Below are 15,364 nucleotides of genomic sequence, written 5' to 3' on the forward strand. Positions count from 1 at the left end.
ATGGCGTGGGCTTAAGCCTGATTTGGACCTCTGCTGGATTCCCGAGAGCACTAGCCCGGACGATTTTTATCCAGATACAGATTTAGATATGCGTTCTATGTTGTTGCTAGAATATGGCCGAGAACTGCCTGTGATTTCGCAGCAAATCAACCGTTCCGCCAGTCGCTTTGGCTGGTCTTATTCGCCAGTCGAGAGCTCCCGGATACGGTATACGAGTTGGCGAGATCTTCGCGTCGCGCTCGGACAAACTCGTTCAATTATAGCTTTTCCGCGTTCTGTTACCCACCCTCTCGTTGCACAGGGTTGCGAGACCATGTCCTTGCGGTATCTGGAGGGTATAGCATCTAAAACTATCTTGCTTGGCCAATGTCCCCGAGAACTCTCCGACCTATTTGGTTTCGATCCTGTAATTCCCATAAACAAAAATAATATTATAGATATTTTGTCGGATATTTATAGCCATCCATCTGATTACCAAGAGCATGTCGACACATGCTACAGAAGGTTCATGGAGGTAGGAACACATCGTGTAAGGGCGAGGCAGCTAGTAGATTGGGTTCTGAATTATTAGTCTTTTTTTTGTAATCCATTTCTTCTAAAGGAGTCGTAAATGCGCGCCTGGATCAAGGAGAAAATTCAATTATATCTGAAGTCCCATGGTCTCAGGATTACTTACGATCGTGATGATCGTGTGCTCAGTGATTTCGACCTGCTTACTCTGCTTTTAGAAGCAAATGATCTTAAATCTAATCAAATAAGGTCGATCGTTCAGATTGGCGCCAACGATGGCTTGGTTGTGGACCCGGTGGTGAATCTGATTAACAAATCGGATGCCAGGGCATTTTTGTTGGAGCCACTTCCTGATCGTTACGAAAAACTTGCTTCCCTCTATGCGGACAATCGGCGTGTTACCACTATTCGCGCCGCCCTGAATGATACGAATGGTGAGGCGATACTTTGGCGTGTTGCGCCCGACAATGAATCGCTCGCAAATTTATCTGTATATTCAAGCTTTGATCGCTCAAAGCTTGAAAGGCAATATTCTGCATACGCTGGGTTGGGGGGGAGGATTATTGGTGAGACCGTGCAGTCTCTAACGGCTGAGGCATTTATTGAAAAATATAATCTTGAAACTATCGATCTACTTCAGGTTGATACGGAGGGTTGGGATGCGAGGGTTGTTAACTGGTTTCTGGATTGCGAGATCCCGATTCGAGCAATCAATTACGAGCATGTCCACTTATATGGTGCGGAGGATAGCGGGCTAATCTCTAGGCTGAAAGGCAAAGGATACCGTTTGGCAAGATATGGCTTAGACACAACCGCGATCTTGGACTGATGCCGCGATGCTGGCGTGAGCTTTCAGGTCTCCTGAGTATTCCGGTCTCGCATTTCTCGCCGCGTATCGAGACCAGAGACTGCTTCTTGGATCTCGACTAAACTAACGTTGTAAGTCTTAGGAGATGCCCGCGATGCCGATCATGATTGAGATGCCCCGTTTGTCGGACACGATGGAGGAGGGGACGCTGCTGAAGTGGAACGTGTCGGTGGGGGACAAGGTCGCGGCGGGCGATCATCTGGCGGATGTCGAGACCGACAAGGCGACGATGGAGCTCCAGGCGTTCGAGGATGGGACGGTGGCGAAGATCGCGATCGAGGAGGGGGAGACGGTGCCCATCGGCGAGGCGATCCTGGTGCTCGCGGCGGATGGAGAGTCCGTCGAAGAGGCGGCGAAGGCCGATCCGGGGTCTGGTGGTGGCAGCGGAGGCGGCGGGGCGGCTGAGGCTTCCAAAGAAGACAAGAAAGAAGAGAAGGCTGAACCCGAAGTGGCGTCGTCCTCTTCGCCCAAGTCTGGCGGGTCGGGCAGCGGCGGCGGGAAGATCCGGGTGAGCCCGTTGGCTCGGAAGCTCGCGGAGGAGCATGGGGTGGATCTGGCGTCGGTGGAGGGGTCGGGGCCGGACGGGCGGATCATCAAGCGGGATGTGCTGGCGGCGGCGAAGGGCGAGACCAAGTCTGGCGGTGGGGAGAGTGGTGGCGGGTCGCCGGCGGCCAAGGGTCAGGTGAGTTCGTCGCCGATTGGCGGGGGCACGGCGGCTCCGGCGACGGCTTCGGTGTCGCTGGAGGCCAAGTCGATCAAGCTGTCGGGGATGCGGAAGACGATCGCGAAGCGGCTGATCGAGAGCAAGACCACGGTCCCGCATTTTTACATCACCTCGGCGGTGTCGATGGATGCGCTGCTTGAGCTGCGGAAGACGCTGAATGCTCAGCTGGAGTCGCAGGGGGTGAAGCTGTCGGTGAACGACTTCATCCTGCGGGCGGTCGCGTTGGCGGCGGTGCAGCATCCGGTGGTGAACAGTTCCTGGGGCGGGGATGCGATCCAGCAGCACGGGACGGTGAACATTGGTGTGGCCGTGGCGTTGCCGGCCGAGCGTGGCGGCGGGCTGGTGGTGCCGGTGATTCATGACGTGCAGAACAAGGGCCTGCGGACGATCTCTGCGGAGACGCGAGCGCTGGCGAAGAAGGCTCGGGAGACGGGGCTGTCGCCTGACGAGATGGCGGACTCGACGATCGCGGTGTCGAACGTCGGGATGTTCGGCTCGGAGAGCGTGATTCCGATCGTGAACCCGCCTAATGCGGTGATTCTTGGCATCGGTGCGGCGATTCAGGAGGCCGTGGTGCGTGACGGCGCGATCGTGCCGGGTCACGTGATGCGGATTACGCTGTCGGGCGATCACCGGGTGGTCGATGGCGCGACGGCGGCGGAGTATCTGCAGACGCTGACCGGGATGCTGGAGCAGCCGGCGGGGTTGCTGGTTTAAGTTTGTCAGCAGCCAGCTTTATCTGACGACTTCGATCCAGTCGACTTCGAGGCGGAAGGGACCGTCGCCGGTGTCGTTGAGGATGAAGCCGAGTTGGACGGCGTGGTCTTTGCTCAAGGGTGGGACGCTGACCGGGTTACCGTGAAAGCTGGGGGTGAGTTGATCGAGGTTGATGGTGACGGTCTGCCAGCGGTTGGCTGCGACGTTGGGATCGAGCGGGAGGTCGTGGCGGTGGAGGATGGTACGGGGTCGGGTGGGGAGGTTGTCGATGATGAGCAGCCGGTAGGGGGATCGGCCGTCGGAACGGACGCGGAGCCGGATCTGGCTGGCGTCTTTGAGGGTGCCGGGCTCGAGGGGCATGCGGACGGAGGAGAAGCCGCCGCCATTGGTGTTGATGGAGCCGGAGAAGATCATGACGCCGTCATCGAACTGAACGCGGCCGAGTGAGCGGCCCCCCATGACGTTGTCGTTGACCATACGCCAGCGCTGGTTCTCGGTGAGGTTGGCGAAGTCGGTGAGGCGGATGGGTTGTCTTTGAGTGGCTTGAACATCAGACATCTGGGGTTCGGAACCGCAGGCTGAGAGCAAAAGGAGTGATATCGTCAGTCCCATCCATATGACTATGCGTTTTTTCATGTTTGACTTTAGGGTGAGTCAGCAAAGTTCGGCCAGTGACCATCTCATCTATCTTTTCTCACGATCCAATGGATGTAGATCAGAACCAGTGCCCAACAGGCCAAGCCAGTTGAAACGAACAGGAATGTGTTGAGTCCACGAAAGTAAGTAGCACCGATCAACGCTAATGCGATACCGAGGCTCCATAGACAGAGCAGCCCGTAACCTTCTGTAGTGCTTAGAAGCTTTGGCACTACTGAATATTACAGCACCACCTGGACCAGCAGCATCGCACAGAAGCCGAGAGTGAAGGCCCAGGCGATGGGGGTGGGTTTTTCTTCTTCGAGGGCGTGGGGAATGAGTTCGAGGACGATGAGGAAGATCATCGCGCCGGCGGCGAAGCCCATGAGCAGGGGCATGAGCGGCTGGAAGAACCAGGCGAGCAGGACGGCGGGGACGGCGGCGATGGGCTGGGGGACGGAGGTGAGGACGGCGGCCCAGAAGCATCGCCAGATAGAAGCCCCGGCGGCGCGGAGGGGGATGGCGACGGCTAGGCCTTCGGGGATGTTGTGGATGCCGATGGCGAGGGCGAGGACCGGGCCGAGGTTGTTGGTGAGGCCTGCTGCGTCGGAGGTGTAGCCGGTGCCGACGGCGACGCCTTCGGGGATGGAGTGGACGGTCATGGCGATGAGGACGAGCAGGCCGACGCGGCCGCCCCAGCCGTAGTGCTTGGTTGGTTGCTGTGAGCCATCTGGTGTCAGGATCTCTTCGTGGTCGTGGTCGAGGTAGCGATCGGTCAGTGCGAGGAAGCCTGCGCCGAGGAGGATGCCGATGAGGATCGGGCCGATGTGGACGAGGTCGATCTGGAACTCGTCCGGGCTCTGGCCCATCTGGAGCGCGGGCAGGATGAGGTTGTAGACCGAGGCGGCAAACATGAGCCCGCCGGCGACGGCGTAGCCGAGGCCGCGGTGGCGTGCGGGGTCGATGGACTTGATGGCCAGGGGGAGCGCGCCGAGCCCGCAGGCGAGGCAGGCGAGGATGCCGGCGATGGTGGCCTGCATGAGGGCGTCGAGGGGCAGGCCGTCGGCGGGTGAGGGTGTCATATGCACAAGCTATCGGCGGCTGGGGCCGGGCACCACGAGCGTGACGCGATCGTGGCTCTTTTGGGACGGTGGGCAGGCATGCGAACATTCCTTTTGCCGGGTCCTTGTGGAGGGGTGCGGTGATCGCTATCTTTTCCGCTCGCGCCGAAGTGTTGGCGCTTCGCCTTTGCCCGGAGGCTTTATGCGTTGCTGGAACACAAACACCTGATCATCCGGGCTGACACCCGGCGAACGCCTGTGTCGGTTGAACAAACCGTTTCCTGGTTCTGCGAGTTGGTTGAGAAGATCGGCATGAAGCTGGTTGATCTGCCGAACAACCCGAACTGCTTTTACATGGATACGCCTGGGAATCGTGGCCTGACCTGTGTCGGGATCATCGAGACGTCGCACATCGCGCTGCACTGCTGGGACGAAGCGGACCCGGGGATGCTGCAGCTGGACGTCTACTCCTGCAAAGGGTTCGACCCGGAGCTTGTGCTGGAGCATCTGCAGGTTTTTGAGCCGACGCGGGTGCTGTGGAAGCACCTGGATCGGGAGCACGACCTGCAGGAGCTGGTGGCGGAGCCGGTTTAGTCGGTTGGGTCGGGGCGGAGGATCTTGGTTTCGAGGGCCCAGATTTTTTCGGTGAAGTCGCCGGCCGGGAGGTCGGGGTTGACCGGCTGGCTGCGTTTGGCGGCCATGAGGGCGAGGTTGATCTTGGCGTCGGCGTTGTCGATGAGCGAGATCATGATGGCCTCGGGGGTGGCGGGGATCTTGAGCGCGCCGTACTCGGGCTGGCCGTGGTGGCTGAGGATGATGTGTTCGAGGACGGCAAGCAGGCGTGTGGGGATGGGTTGGTTGATCTCGGGGTCTTCGGCGCAGGTGCGGGCTTTGTCGTGGAGCCAGATCACGCCTCGGGCGATGTGGCCGACGAGCTGGCCGTCTTCGGTGTAGGCGAAGCCGGCATCCCAGGAGAGCTCGGCGGTTTTGCCGAGGTCGTGGATGAAGAGGCCGAAGAGCACGACGTCGCGGTTGATCTCCGGGTAGTTGGGCAGGATGGCTTTGGCAAACTTCATCACCGAGAGTGTGTGCTCAAGCAGCCCGCCGAGGAAGGCGTGGTGGAGTGCGGTGGCGGCGGGGGCTCGGCAGAAGGCTTCCATGAGCGGGCCGTCTTCGAGGTAGCGATCGCGGAGGGCGCAGATGGGTGGGTGTTCGAGGGTGCCGAGGAGCTTGATGACTTCGGCGAACATCTCATCGATGTCGTGTTCGGTCGAGGGCAGGAGTTCGGTGAGTTCGGCGACGGTGGGTTCGTGGGCGTGGATCTTGTGGATGATGATCTGCATCTCGCCCTGGTACGGCTGGGTCTGGCCTTCGATATAGACAAAGCCGTCGGTGGGGAGTTGGGCGAAGAGCTCGGGGGTGGCGTTCCACATGCGGCCGGGCGTGCGGCCGGAGCGGTCGGCGAGGAGGCATTTGATGAAGGGCTTGCCGTTCTTGGTCTGGCCGAGTTGGCAGTTCTGGATGGCGAAGGCGCCTTCGACGAGTTCGGCGGGGGCGAGGTTAGCGATCGGGGTGCGCGTGGTTGGCAAGGGCTGGCTCCATCGTGATTGCTTGCAATGCGACAGCGCATCGTACCGGGAAGCACGAGGGATCGAGAGCGATCGGGTGTCAGCTGGTTGTCACCGGAGATTCGAAGCTTTTAGCCGCCGTCGGCTTCGGTGAGGTTCCGGGGGTCTCGCCAGGGGCCCATGCGGTCGTACTGGAAGGTGATCTTGTTCTCGTCGTAGTTGGAGAAGCTGGCGACGTGTCCGTCGGCGAAGAGGAGGTTGAGGGCGCCCTGGTGGTGGGGTTCCCAGTAGCTCCAGGCGTCTTCTTCGTTGGTGCTGAAGCGGCTGCGGTCCCAGACGGCGCACTCCTGGGTGTAGTCGTCCTTATCGGCGTCGATGTCGAGGAAGCGGAGGTTGAGGTCGCCGGCGAGGACGAAGGAGGTGGTGTGGCGGATCCTTCGGCGGTCGGTGGAGGCCCAGGGGTAGAAGGGGTTGGGGTCGTTGAGCTGCTTGTCGATGAAGGCTGCGTTGGCCGAGATGAAATAGTGGTAGGGGCTGTCCTGGGGGTAGGTGGGGCAGCCGGAAAAGAAGGTTTCGTCCTGGATGTAAGTGGAGATCTGCTGCATCCAGGAGAACATGCGGCTGCCGTTGGACTGCGGGGTGTCGATGCCGTCGCGTTGGTTCCAGCCGATGGTTGCTCCGGCGAGGGGGTAGAGCTCGCGGTGCTCGTTGGCGTAGATCTCGAAGGCGATGCCGATCTGTCGGATCTGGCTGGCGCACTGCATGCGCTTGGCGACGTTGCGGGCGCTGGCGAGGGCCGGCAGCAGGATGCCGATGAGCAGGGCGATGATGGAGATCACGACCAGCAGCTCGATCAGCGTGAAGGCCGAACGGCGGGCGCGGATGGACAGGGTATCGATAACTGGTTGCATGTCCTCGTCCCTCAACGAAGTCAGGTCGAACAATGGTGCCTCTCGAACAGACGAAGTATCGTCCCGATGACAGGTTAAGCGTTAACCGGCCCCGGATGAAGCGCTTTTTCTGAGGATTTGTCCCAAACGGGAGCGTTCATGGGATGCTGATTAATCGGGCTTGAGTTCGCGGCGGAGGATTTTGCCGGTGGGGTTGCGGGGCAGGGCGTCGAGCTTGCGGATGTCGCGGGGCACCTTGAAGGGGGCCATGTGCTCCCGGCAGTGGGTTTTGAGGGCCTGCTCGTCGAAGTCGTGGCCTTCTTCGATTTCGACGAAGGCCATGGGCAGTTCGCCGCGGTTGGGGTCCCGGACGCCTATGACGGCGGAGGCGTGGACGGAGGGGTGGGTGTTGAGGACTTCTTCGATTTCTCGGGGGAAGACGTTCTCGCCGGAGATGATGAGCATCTCTTTCTTGCGGCCGGTGATGAAGAGGTAGCCCTCGTCGTCGAGGTGGCCGATGTCGCCGGTGCGGAAGGCGCGGACGGTCTCGCCGGTGGGGAGGGTGAGGGAGATGATGACCTCGGCGGTCAGGTCGGGGAGGTGGTGGTAGCCGGCCATGACGTTCGGTCCGACGATGAGGATCTCGCCGTCTTCGTTGGGTCCGAGGAGGTTGAGGTTGTCATCAACGATGAGGTTGCGGACGCCTGGGATCGCGCGGCCGACGGAGCCGGGTTTGGTCTGGCCGGGGATGCAGCAGTTGGTGACCGGCGAGGTCTCGGTGAGTCCGTAGCCCTCGTACATCGGGATCTTGAAACGCTCGCAGTAACGGTTGGCGAGGTCGGCGGAGAGGGGCTCGCCGCCTGAGATCGAGAAGCGGAGCGACTTCATCGTGTCGGCGGTCGCGCCTTTGACGGACATGAGCGCGCCGTACATCGAGGGCACGGCGACGAAGACCGAGACGTCGTGTTCCTGGATGAGTTCGGTGATCTTCTTGGGCACGAAGCGGGCGGTGAAGACGGCCTTGCGTCCGCGGGACAGCGGCCAGAGGGTGAGGGCGGTCATGCCGAAGCTGTGGAACTGCGGGAGGACGCCCAGGAACGTGCCGTAGTCGATGTCTTTGGCGTGTTCGGCGATGGACTGGATGTTGGCGGCGATGTTGCCGTGGGTGAGCCGGACGCCTTTGGGTTTGCCGGAGGTGCCGGAGGTGTAGAGCAGGACGGCGTCGTCTTCGGACTTCGGCAGCCGGGGCCAGCGGAGTTCGGGCAGGCTCTTGAGGTTGAGCTGTTCTAGGAAGACGAGCTTGACGCCGGGGGGGATGGCTTCGGGCCCGCCGACGAAGTCGAGCATCTTCTCGACGGTGATGATGGTGTCGATGTCGGCGTCGTTGGCGACGTGGGCGAGGTCGGATTTCGACAGCAGGTAGTTGATAGGCACGGGCACCCGGCCGGCGAGCCAGGAGCCGAGGAGGACGAGCGGGAAGGCCCCGGAGGTCGGGAGCATGACGCCGACACGTTGGCGATCGGTGAGTCGGCGGATGGCCCCGGCCATGATGAGCGATCCGACGCCGAGCCGTCCGTAGGTGTAGGTACGGAGGTCGTCGACCATGGCGACCCGTTTGGGGTGCTTCCGGCAGTTGTTGAGGATGGTCCAGAGAGGCGTCATGGGTGCTCCGACGGGTGTGACGGGAGCCTAGGAGTGTCGCGGGGTTGGGGTGGGGGGGTCAAGCTGGGCCTTCGCAGGTCTGACAAAACAAGGGGTGTTGTTTGTCGTTAACCAGCGGCGCGGGTGAGGCGTTCGGCGACGGTCTGGTAGTAGGTGAGGGGGACGCGCATAGCGCCGAGTTTGGCGCCGTGTTCTTTGCCGTGGTAGTCGGAGCCGCCGGTCATGAAGAGGCCGAGTTTGCGGGCGAGGTGGGCGAGTCCCTGGCGGGTGCCGGATTTCTGGTCGGGGTGGATGACCTCGATGCCGTCGATGCCGAGTTCCCGGAGCCGGAGGACGGCGCGGCCGAGGAGGTCGCGGTCGCGGGTGAGCTGGATGGGGTGGGCGAGCACGGCGAGGCCGCCTGCCTCGTGGAGGGTGGCGATGGCGCGTTCGGCGGAGAGGGCGTCCTTGCGGACGTAGGCGGGGGCGCCTTCGCCGATGTAGCGTTTGAAGGCTTCGTGGTGGGAGCGGACGTAGCCGTGTTTCTCCAGGACGGCGGCGATGTGCGGACGGCCGACGACGCCTGAGCCGGTCTCGGTGGCGTGGTCGATGACCTGCTGGTAGTCGATCCGGACGCCGAGGGTGTTGAGCTTGTCGACGATCTCGGGGTTGCGTTCGTCGCGGGCCTGTTTGAGTTCGTCGCAAACGGCGTTGAGGCCGGGGTGGTCGGGGTCGATGCCGTAGCCGAGGATGTGGAGCGTGCCGAAGCGGACAGTGGGTGGGGTGTCGAGGATCGAGAAGGGGTCGGAGGAGAGCTCGATGCCGGGGAGGAAGGCGAGGCCGGCCTTTTCGGCGGCCTGGGCGGCTTCGGCGACGCCTGCGGTGGTGTCGTGGTCGGTCAGCGCAAAGGCTTCGAGTCCGGCCTCGGCGGCGCGGTGTGCCAGGTCGCTGGGCGGGGTCAGGCCGTCCGAAGCGGTCGAATGGGCGTGGAGATCGCAGGTCATTAAAGAAAATCTTAGGTGGAATCCATGGCTTGCTCACGAAAGCGCGGCATCTTTTGCGTACTGCTGAAGGGGGAGACCTCGGCTTCCCGATAACAGGACAGGACGAGAGGTCTCCCGAGAGAGGATTCGCTGCGGATGTGCCCCCATTTGACTGAGCCCGTGGAGCCGGTGTTGCGGCCCCTGTTCGACCGACTGACCATCAACCAGACCATGCCGACGCTCGTGAGCAAAGGCCAGCCCGACCAAGGTCTGGTGGCGTTGGTTCAAAAACTGATTGAGGATGAGGCCATCGGTAGCAAGCCGGAATTGGTCGCGGCGCTCTGGCTGTATATCGATGATCTGGAGGCCAGTCATGCGGTGAGCCAGGCGATCGACACGCCGACGGGGTCGTATCTGCATGCGATCATGCATCGGCGCGAGGGAGATTTCAGCAACGCCAGGCACTGGTATCGGAAGGTGGGCGTGCACCCGGCACAGAGCCGGATCACCTCGGCCGGCGGCGGAGCGGGCTCGGGCACGACGCTCGGGCCGTTCGATGCGATTGAGTTCGTCGACCGGGTGGAGCGTGCCGTGGCCCGGGGCGATGAGCGTCAGGCCGAATTGATCGCGATTCAGCGGCGCGAGTGGCGTACGCTCTTTGAATGGTGCCTGGAACACCTCTGAGCCAGATCACGACCGAGCCGTCGGTGCCCATCCTGTTCTTCGATGGGGACTGCGGGTTCTGTCGTGGGTCGGTGGCGTGGGTGGCCTCGAAGGATCGGGAAGGGATTCTCAGCTTTGCGCCGCTGGGTGGGGAGACGGCAGCGGCGTTGGGTTTGACCGATGAGGTTCGGCCGGGCGGGGGTTCGGCGGTGCTGGTGGATGCGGAGAAGCGGGTCCATCGAAACAGCGAGGCGGTGCTGCGGGCACTCAAACTGGTTGGTGGGTTCTGGGGCGGATTGTCGCGGCTGGGCCTGGCGGTCCCGAGGGTGCTGCGTGATCCGGTGTATCGGCTGGTGGCGCGGGTGCGGCGGTGGCTGCCGGCGGGGAAGTGTGTGCTGCCGGCGGGGCGCGTGTTGGGGTAGAGCTTACTGACGTGAGCGGTTTAGTCTGCTGTCTATCAACCTCAACCGAGCGCGTCGAGCCTCGATTGCATTTCCGACAACAAAGTAGAGTCTCTCATCCGGGCCACTACCAGCAATGTCTAGTAGGTGAAAATGGTCCATAAGTCCATCGTGCTCCTGCATCTCGTTCTCGCCAATCTGATACGTCATGCGAGTGCCATTTGTAAGCGCCGACATGATTTGTGGACCTATGTGGATTGTTGAGGCATCGATCTTCAATACGAGACTGCCATCCTTGTTACGGCTAGATACTGCGTCGGCGTCGTAGATCACCTCGATTAAACCGCTGATACTGGGATCAATGTCGAAGTGAGTCGTTGGCGTAAACAGTACTGCGTAGCCGTAGAAGAGAATCATGGATATGAGGCAGAAGGCAACCACTGCTACTCCAACAAAGACTGCCGTGACGATGCGATTGGCCATCATTTGTCAGGGTCTTGATTAGTGCCTGCTATAGAAGTACTGCGTGATCACGATCACGTTGTAGGCGAACGGTATTCAGAAGGGGAACTTGTAAGCAAGTTTGGTGATCGCGCGGTTGATAAGGGTTGTCTGCAGGGAGACCGTTTGGTGGGTTGGGAGTTCGTTTCTCGTGAGGAGTGTGAATTGGCTCGGGATGCAGACGACTGCTTGGCATCGTCTAAGTAGGGCGAGTTCGGTGAACATGTCGTCGGTTGTGGTTTGTGTGTTCTTCACAAGGTGGCTGCGACTATCGATCTGATGGAGGGGCCCGAGGCCGGCGGGCAGGAGATTGCTATCGAAGCGGATGAGATCGGGTAACTCTCTGCTCAGGCCTTCGACGACCTGAGGCGCGTCGGTCAGTAGGAGGGGTTTCGCGGGAGTGTCGAGTTGCCCGGCGAGTCGAGTGAAGATCTGCCGGATTTGCTTATACAGATATCTTTCTGTCTTTGTGTTACTTCTGACCGCGGTGAGACAGGGTGGCATGTTATCAAGGAATCGCCCGGTGTTTTGCTTCTGGTGTATAGATTTTTTCCTATTGCGCCGAAGCTGACGGAAGAGGTCGAGGCCGTCTAGCCAGTACGCAACACGTCCTCCGATATTCTCGCCATTGCCGTGTCGAATGTGTATGCCAATTAGCGCCGAACCTGGTGCCTGTTCTTCGTGTATGCGCAGTGCTGCCTCTTGATAGCGTGGGTGAAACTGTATATCCGCAAGTGCGTGTTTGATTACCTCAGGATTCTGGGGCAGCGTCAGGTGTTGGTTAACGATGATCGTGGGTTCGGGGCGTGGTTCGGTCTGAAGAATCATTCGGTGAATCGCGAGAATTTCTTCCTCGGTATGTGGGACGTGCTGGGTGGCTGTGATGTTCTCTGGCGTCCATTTAGCGTCGTACCAGGGTCCCTCGAGCGCGTGGTCGATGACAAAGTCATCGGCGATGACCGGGACGTTTCCGATGTGGTCGGTGGTCTGAAAATAGTCAAAGAAGCAGTTGTGTCCGGGTCGCTGATTAAACCGTGAGCCTCTCCAGTCGATCAGAAGGGTACGACCCGTCTGTTTGGCGTAATGCCAGGTTCCGAGCACGGTGCTTAGATGATCACCGATGCCACAGTTAGGCGATCTCGCCATGATGTAGTGCTGTTTCATGTAACAAACCTTCTTCGTTGGTCGGACGATCTTAACTGCGCGACCAGAAGTACTGCGTGATCACGATCACGTCGTAGGCGGCGTGGGCGGCGACGACGATGCCGAAGCCGCGGAGGACGTAGACGGCGGCGAAGTAGAGGCCGGCGATCAGGTAGAAGCCGAAGCGTGACCACTCCAGCGGGCTCCAGCCGAGGGGGTTGATCGACTCGAAGTGGTAGATCGAGAAGAGTAGGGCCGAGAGGACGATCGCGCCGAGCGAGCTGGCGGGTTCGGGCAGGGCGAGCAGGTCGGAGAGGACCATGTGGATCAGGGAGATGGCGATGAGGCGGAAGAGCAGTTCCTCGTAGATCCCTGCGCCGATGGAGAAGACGACGCCTTGCGGCCAGGAGCCGATGGCGGCGAGGGCGTCGGAGCCGGGCTGCGCGGCGAGCATCTCCGGGAGCAGGGTGGCGAGCGAGGCGGTTTCTTCGGCGGGTGGGGCGATGGGCTGGCGGAAGATCGCGGCCATGAGGACCAGCAGCGGGATGGCCAGGGCGACGGATTCGAGCCACATGACGCCCCAGGTTTTGGGTGCGGGTCGCCAGGGGTCTTTGCGGAGGATGTGCCAGATCAGGAGGACGACGGCGGCGAGGATGCCGGGGAGGTAGGTGCCGGGGATGCCGACGATCTCGAAGAAGTCGAACATCAGCCGTTCGGCGAAGATCGGCGGGAGGCGCTCGCCGGGGCCGGGCCCGAGCCACCAGGCGCCGAATTCGTAGAGCAGCAGCAGCGGGAGCAGGAAGTAGAGCGATTGCAGGGGCTGCCGGGTCTGCTCCCAGTAGGAAGCGATCGCGGGTGGCGGCGGCTTGTCCCTGGTCTTCTTGCTCATGACAGCAATGGTCTTAGCTGAACCCGGGGTCTAGTAGGTGATGACGGCGTGGATATCGAGCGGGCTGCTGATGTGGTCCCGGCCTTTGAGGCCGAGGAGTTCGATGAGCACGGTGATGCCGGCGATCTCGCCGCCGGTGTCGCGGACCATGTCGCAGCAGGCCTTCATGGTTCCGCCGGTGGCGAGGAGGTCATCGACCATGAGCACCTTCTGGCCGGGTTTCACGGCGTCTTCGTGCATTTCGAGGGTGTCGGAGCCGTATTCGAGGTCGTAGCTGACGGCTCGGGTCTTGGAGGGCAGCTTGCCGGGCTTGCGGATGGGGACAAAGCCGGCCGATAGGGCCTGGGCGATGGCCGTGCCGAAGATAAAGCCCCGGGATTCGGCCCCGCAGACGAGCTCGATGCCCTTGCCGCGGTAGGGGCTGGCCATCATTTCGACGGCGAGGGCCAGCCCGGCGGGGTCGCCGAGCAGGGGGGTGATGTCTTTGAAGACGATGCCGGGCTTGGGGAAATCGGGCACGTCGCGGATGAGGTCGGTGAGTTGGAGCATGGGACCGCCAGGTTGGAGGGATGAATATCCAGAGTTTTACCACGGGATGGGTTCGGGCTCTGTCTTGCTCGCCGGCGGCGGATGTGGGACAAGTCATCCATGGATGCATTTGTGATTCAAGGCGGCCGTCCGCTCCGGGGCCGCGTTCGGGTAAACGGATCGAAGAACGCGGCGTTGCCGCTGATGGCGGCGGCCCTGCTGACCGATCAGCCGGTGGTTTTGTCGGACGTGCCGGACCTCTCGGATATCCGGAACATGGTCCGGCTGCTCGAACGGCTGGGGTGTTCGGTCGGGTCATCGGAGGCGGACACGACGCTGCACGCGGCCGATCAGGAACCGGTTGAAGCACCGTACGAGATTGTGCGCACGATGCGGGCGGGGATCTGTGTGCTGGGGCCGTTGCTGGCCAGCCGGGGCCGGGCCCGGGTGTCGATGCCCGGGGGGTGTGCGATTGGCGATCGGCCGGTCGATCTGCACCTGCGGGGGCTGCGTGCGCTGGGGGCCGAGATCAAGCTCGATAGCGGGTACATCGAGGCGCGTGTGCCCGGGGGACGATTGCGGGGGCGCTCGGTCTTCATGGGCGGGCCCAATGGCTCAACGGTTCTGGGTACGGCGAACATTCTTTCGGCGGCGGTGCTCGCCGAGGGTGTGACGGTGATCGAGTCGGCGGCCTGCGAGCCCGAGGTCGAGGATCTGGCGAAGCTGTTGATCGCGATGGGCGCGAAGATCGAGGGCGCGGGCACGCCACGGATCACGATCGAGGGTGTCGAGGCGTTAGGTGGTGCCACCCATCGTGTGATGCCCGATCGTATTGAAGCTGGGACCTATGTCATCGCGTCGGCGATCACCAACGGCGATGTGGTGATCGAGAACTACCCGACGCAGACGCTCGCAGCGCTGCACGACCGTTTGGAGTTTGTCGGCGTCGATGTGCTGTCTGAGGGTGAAGCCGGTGACGGTCAGCGGGACAGCGTGCGTATCGCCACGCGTCGTCGTCTGATGCCGGTGCACGCGGTGACCCAGCCTCACCCGGGTTTCCCGACCGACCTTCAGGCGCAGCTGATGGCGTTGCTCTGTCTGGCGGACGGCAATTCGATGATTACGGAGAAGATCTTTCCCGATCGTTTCCTGCACGTGGCCGAGTTGCTGCGGATGGGGGCGAACCTGACCCGGACGGGGCCGAGTGTGCTGGTGACGGGTGTTTCGGAACTGGTCGGGGCGCCGGTGATGGCGTCTGACCTGCGGGCGTCTGCCGGTCTGGTGCTGGCCGGGTTGGCGGCTCGCGGGACCACCACGGTGCTGCGGGTTTATCATCTGGATCGTGGTTATGAGCGCATGGAGTTGACGCTGAATCAGCTGGGTGCCGACATCCAGCGGGTGCGTCAGGAGGACCTGCCATGACGACGAATGACATCGATCGCTGGGTCGAGGTCCTGCGCTGCCCGGTGACCGGCGAGCCACTTAGAAGAGAGGGTGACCGGCTCGTCAGCACCGAAACCGGTGTGCGCTACCCGATCGTCAACGGGCTGCCGATGCTGCTGGCCGACGAGGCGATTCGGCCGGATCCAGACGATCCGGCGTCGGGCTGAGGCTTGGAATCATCATCGTCGGCGGATAAAA

General features: G+C 61.7%; 17 protein-coding genes. 7 read left to right on the forward strand and 10 right to left on the reverse strand.

All coding sequences use genetic code 11. The features are described 5' to 3' along the window. Nucleotides 1-610: 610 nt before the first annotated feature. Both ACQZAB_RS05405 and ACQZAB_RS05410 read left to right on the forward strand, forming a co-directional pair. On the forward strand, nucleotides 611-1,339 hold the full coding sequence (locus ACQZAB_RS05405) for an FkbM family methyltransferase (protein WP_428387780.1): 729 nt from the start codon (nucleotides 611-613) through the stop codon (nucleotides 1,337-1,339). 133 nt (nucleotides 1,340-1,472) lie between these two features. Beyond that, complete coding sequence (locus ACQZAB_RS05410) at nucleotides 1,473-2,819, forward strand: dihydrolipoamide acetyltransferase family protein (RefSeq protein WP_428387782.1); 1,347 nt, start codon at nucleotides 1,473-1,475, stop codon at nucleotides 2,817-2,819. Between the two features lie 18 nt (nucleotides 2,820-2,837). On the opposite strand, the gene ACQZAB_RS05415 is transcribed toward ACQZAB_RS05410, so the two are convergent. Both ACQZAB_RS05415 and ACQZAB_RS05420 read right to left on the reverse strand, forming a co-directional pair. Further along, entirely contained in the window at nucleotides 2,838-3,377 is a 540-nt protein-coding gene (locus ACQZAB_RS05415) for a CIA30 family protein (protein WP_428387783.1), read from the reverse strand. Between the two features lie 320 nt (nucleotides 3,378-3,697). Continuing rightward, nucleotides 3,698-4,537 (reverse strand): ZIP family metal transporter, encoded by an 840-nt coding sequence (locus ACQZAB_RS05420; protein ID WP_428387785.1) that lies wholly within the window; start codon nucleotides 4,535-4,537, stop codon nucleotides 3,698-3,700. Nucleotides 4,538-4,723: 186 nt separating this feature from the next. Between ACQZAB_RS05420 and ACQZAB_RS05425 the strand changes: the two genes are divergently transcribed. Further along, on the forward strand, nucleotides 4,724-5,110 hold the full coding sequence (locus tag ACQZAB_RS05425) for an S-adenosylmethionine decarboxylase (RefSeq protein ID WP_428387787.1): 387 nt from the start codon (nucleotides 4,724-4,726) through the stop codon (nucleotides 5,108-5,110). On the opposite strand, the gene ACQZAB_RS05430 is transcribed toward ACQZAB_RS05425, so the two are convergent. From ACQZAB_RS05430 to ACQZAB_RS05445, 4 genes are all read right to left on the reverse strand, one after another. Then, complete coding sequence (locus tag ACQZAB_RS05430) at nucleotides 5,107-6,105, reverse strand: 3'-5' exoribonuclease YhaM family protein (protein ID WP_428387789.1); 999 nt, start codon at nucleotides 6,103-6,105, stop codon at nucleotides 5,107-5,109. The two genes, ACQZAB_RS05425 and ACQZAB_RS05430, sit on opposite strands and share 4 nt — an antisense overlap. Before the next feature lie 110 nt (nucleotides 6,106-6,215). Further along, nucleotides 6,216-6,995, reverse strand: a complete 780-nt coding sequence (locus ACQZAB_RS05435) for a prepilin-type N-terminal cleavage/methylation domain-containing protein (RefSeq protein WP_428387791.1) — start codon at nucleotides 6,993-6,995, stop codon at nucleotides 6,216-6,218. Nucleotides 6,996-7,145: 150 nt separating this feature from the next. After that, nucleotides 7,146-8,636 (reverse strand): class I adenylate-forming enzyme family protein, encoded by a 1,491-nt coding sequence (locus tag ACQZAB_RS05440; protein WP_428387793.1) that lies wholly within the window; start codon nucleotides 8,634-8,636, stop codon nucleotides 7,146-7,148. A 107-nt stretch (nucleotides 8,637-8,743) separates the two neighbouring features. Further along, the gene (locus ACQZAB_RS05445; RefSeq protein WP_428387795.1) at nucleotides 8,744-9,619 is read right to left on the reverse strand and encodes a PHP domain-containing protein; all 876 of its coding nucleotides are present in this window, start codon (nucleotides 9,617-9,619) and stop codon (nucleotides 8,744-8,746) included. Nucleotides 9,620-9,766: 147 nt separating this feature from the next. Here ACQZAB_RS05445 and ACQZAB_RS05450 point away from each other — a divergent pair, with 147 nt between their 5' ends. Further along, a complete protein-coding gene (locus tag ACQZAB_RS05450; protein WP_428387796.1) occupies nucleotides 9,767-10,282 on the forward strand; it encodes a hypothetical protein in 516 nt (171 codons plus the stop codon). Then, a complete protein-coding gene (locus ACQZAB_RS05455) occupies nucleotides 10,264-10,683 on the forward strand; it encodes a thiol-disulfide oxidoreductase DCC family protein (protein WP_428387798.1) in 420 nt (139 codons plus the stop codon). Before ACQZAB_RS05450 ends, ACQZAB_RS05455 begins: the two co-directional genes overlap by 19 nt. A gap of 3 nt (nucleotides 10,684-10,686) precedes the next feature. Here the strand turns inward: ACQZAB_RS05455 and ACQZAB_RS05460 are convergent, their stop codons facing one another. From ACQZAB_RS05460 to ACQZAB_RS05475, 4 genes are all read right to left on the reverse strand, one after another. Continuing rightward, complete coding sequence (locus ACQZAB_RS05460) at nucleotides 10,687-11,145, reverse strand: hypothetical protein (protein WP_428387800.1); 459 nt, start codon at nucleotides 11,143-11,145, stop codon at nucleotides 10,687-10,689. Nucleotides 11,146-11,220: 75 nt separating this feature from the next. Continuing rightward, complete coding sequence (locus ACQZAB_RS05465) at nucleotides 11,221-12,327, reverse strand: nodulation protein NodZ (RefSeq protein ID WP_428387801.1); 1,107 nt, start codon at nucleotides 12,325-12,327, stop codon at nucleotides 11,221-11,223. 31 nt (nucleotides 12,328-12,358) lie between these two features. Continuing rightward, a complete protein-coding gene (locus ACQZAB_RS05470; RefSeq protein ID WP_428387803.1) occupies nucleotides 12,359-13,195 on the reverse strand; it encodes a CPBP family intramembrane glutamic endopeptidase in 837 nt (278 codons plus the stop codon). Between the two features lie 30 nt (nucleotides 13,196-13,225). After that, nucleotides 13,226-13,744 carry an adenine phosphoribosyltransferase gene (locus tag ACQZAB_RS05475; protein WP_428387804.1) on the reverse strand — a complete coding sequence of 173 codons (519 nt, stop codon included), beginning with the start codon at nucleotides 13,742-13,744 and terminating at the stop codon, nucleotides 13,226-13,228. Nucleotides 13,745-13,843: 99 nt separating this feature from the next. Here ACQZAB_RS05475 and murA point away from each other — a divergent pair, with 99 nt between their 5' ends. Together murA and ACQZAB_RS05485 are read left to right on the forward strand one after the other, a co-directional pair. Next, on the forward strand, nucleotides 13,844-15,145 hold the full coding sequence (murA, locus tag ACQZAB_RS05480; RefSeq protein WP_428387806.1) for a UDP-N-acetylglucosamine 1-carboxyvinyltransferase: 1,302 nt from the start codon (nucleotides 13,844-13,846) through the stop codon (nucleotides 15,143-15,145). Next, on the forward strand, nucleotides 15,142-15,333 hold the full coding sequence (locus ACQZAB_RS05485) for a Trm112 family protein (RefSeq protein ID WP_428387808.1): 192 nt from the start codon (nucleotides 15,142-15,144) through the stop codon (nucleotides 15,331-15,333). The genes murA and ACQZAB_RS05485 overlap by 4 nt, the downstream gene beginning before the upstream one ends. The last annotated feature ends 31 nt before the right edge of the window (nucleotides 15,334-15,364 follow it).

It is taken from the genome of Mucisphaera sp. (assembly GCF_965279675.1).
Taxonomy (GTDB): domain Bacteria; phylum Planctomycetota; class Phycisphaerae; order Phycisphaerales; family Phycisphaeraceae; genus Mucisphaera.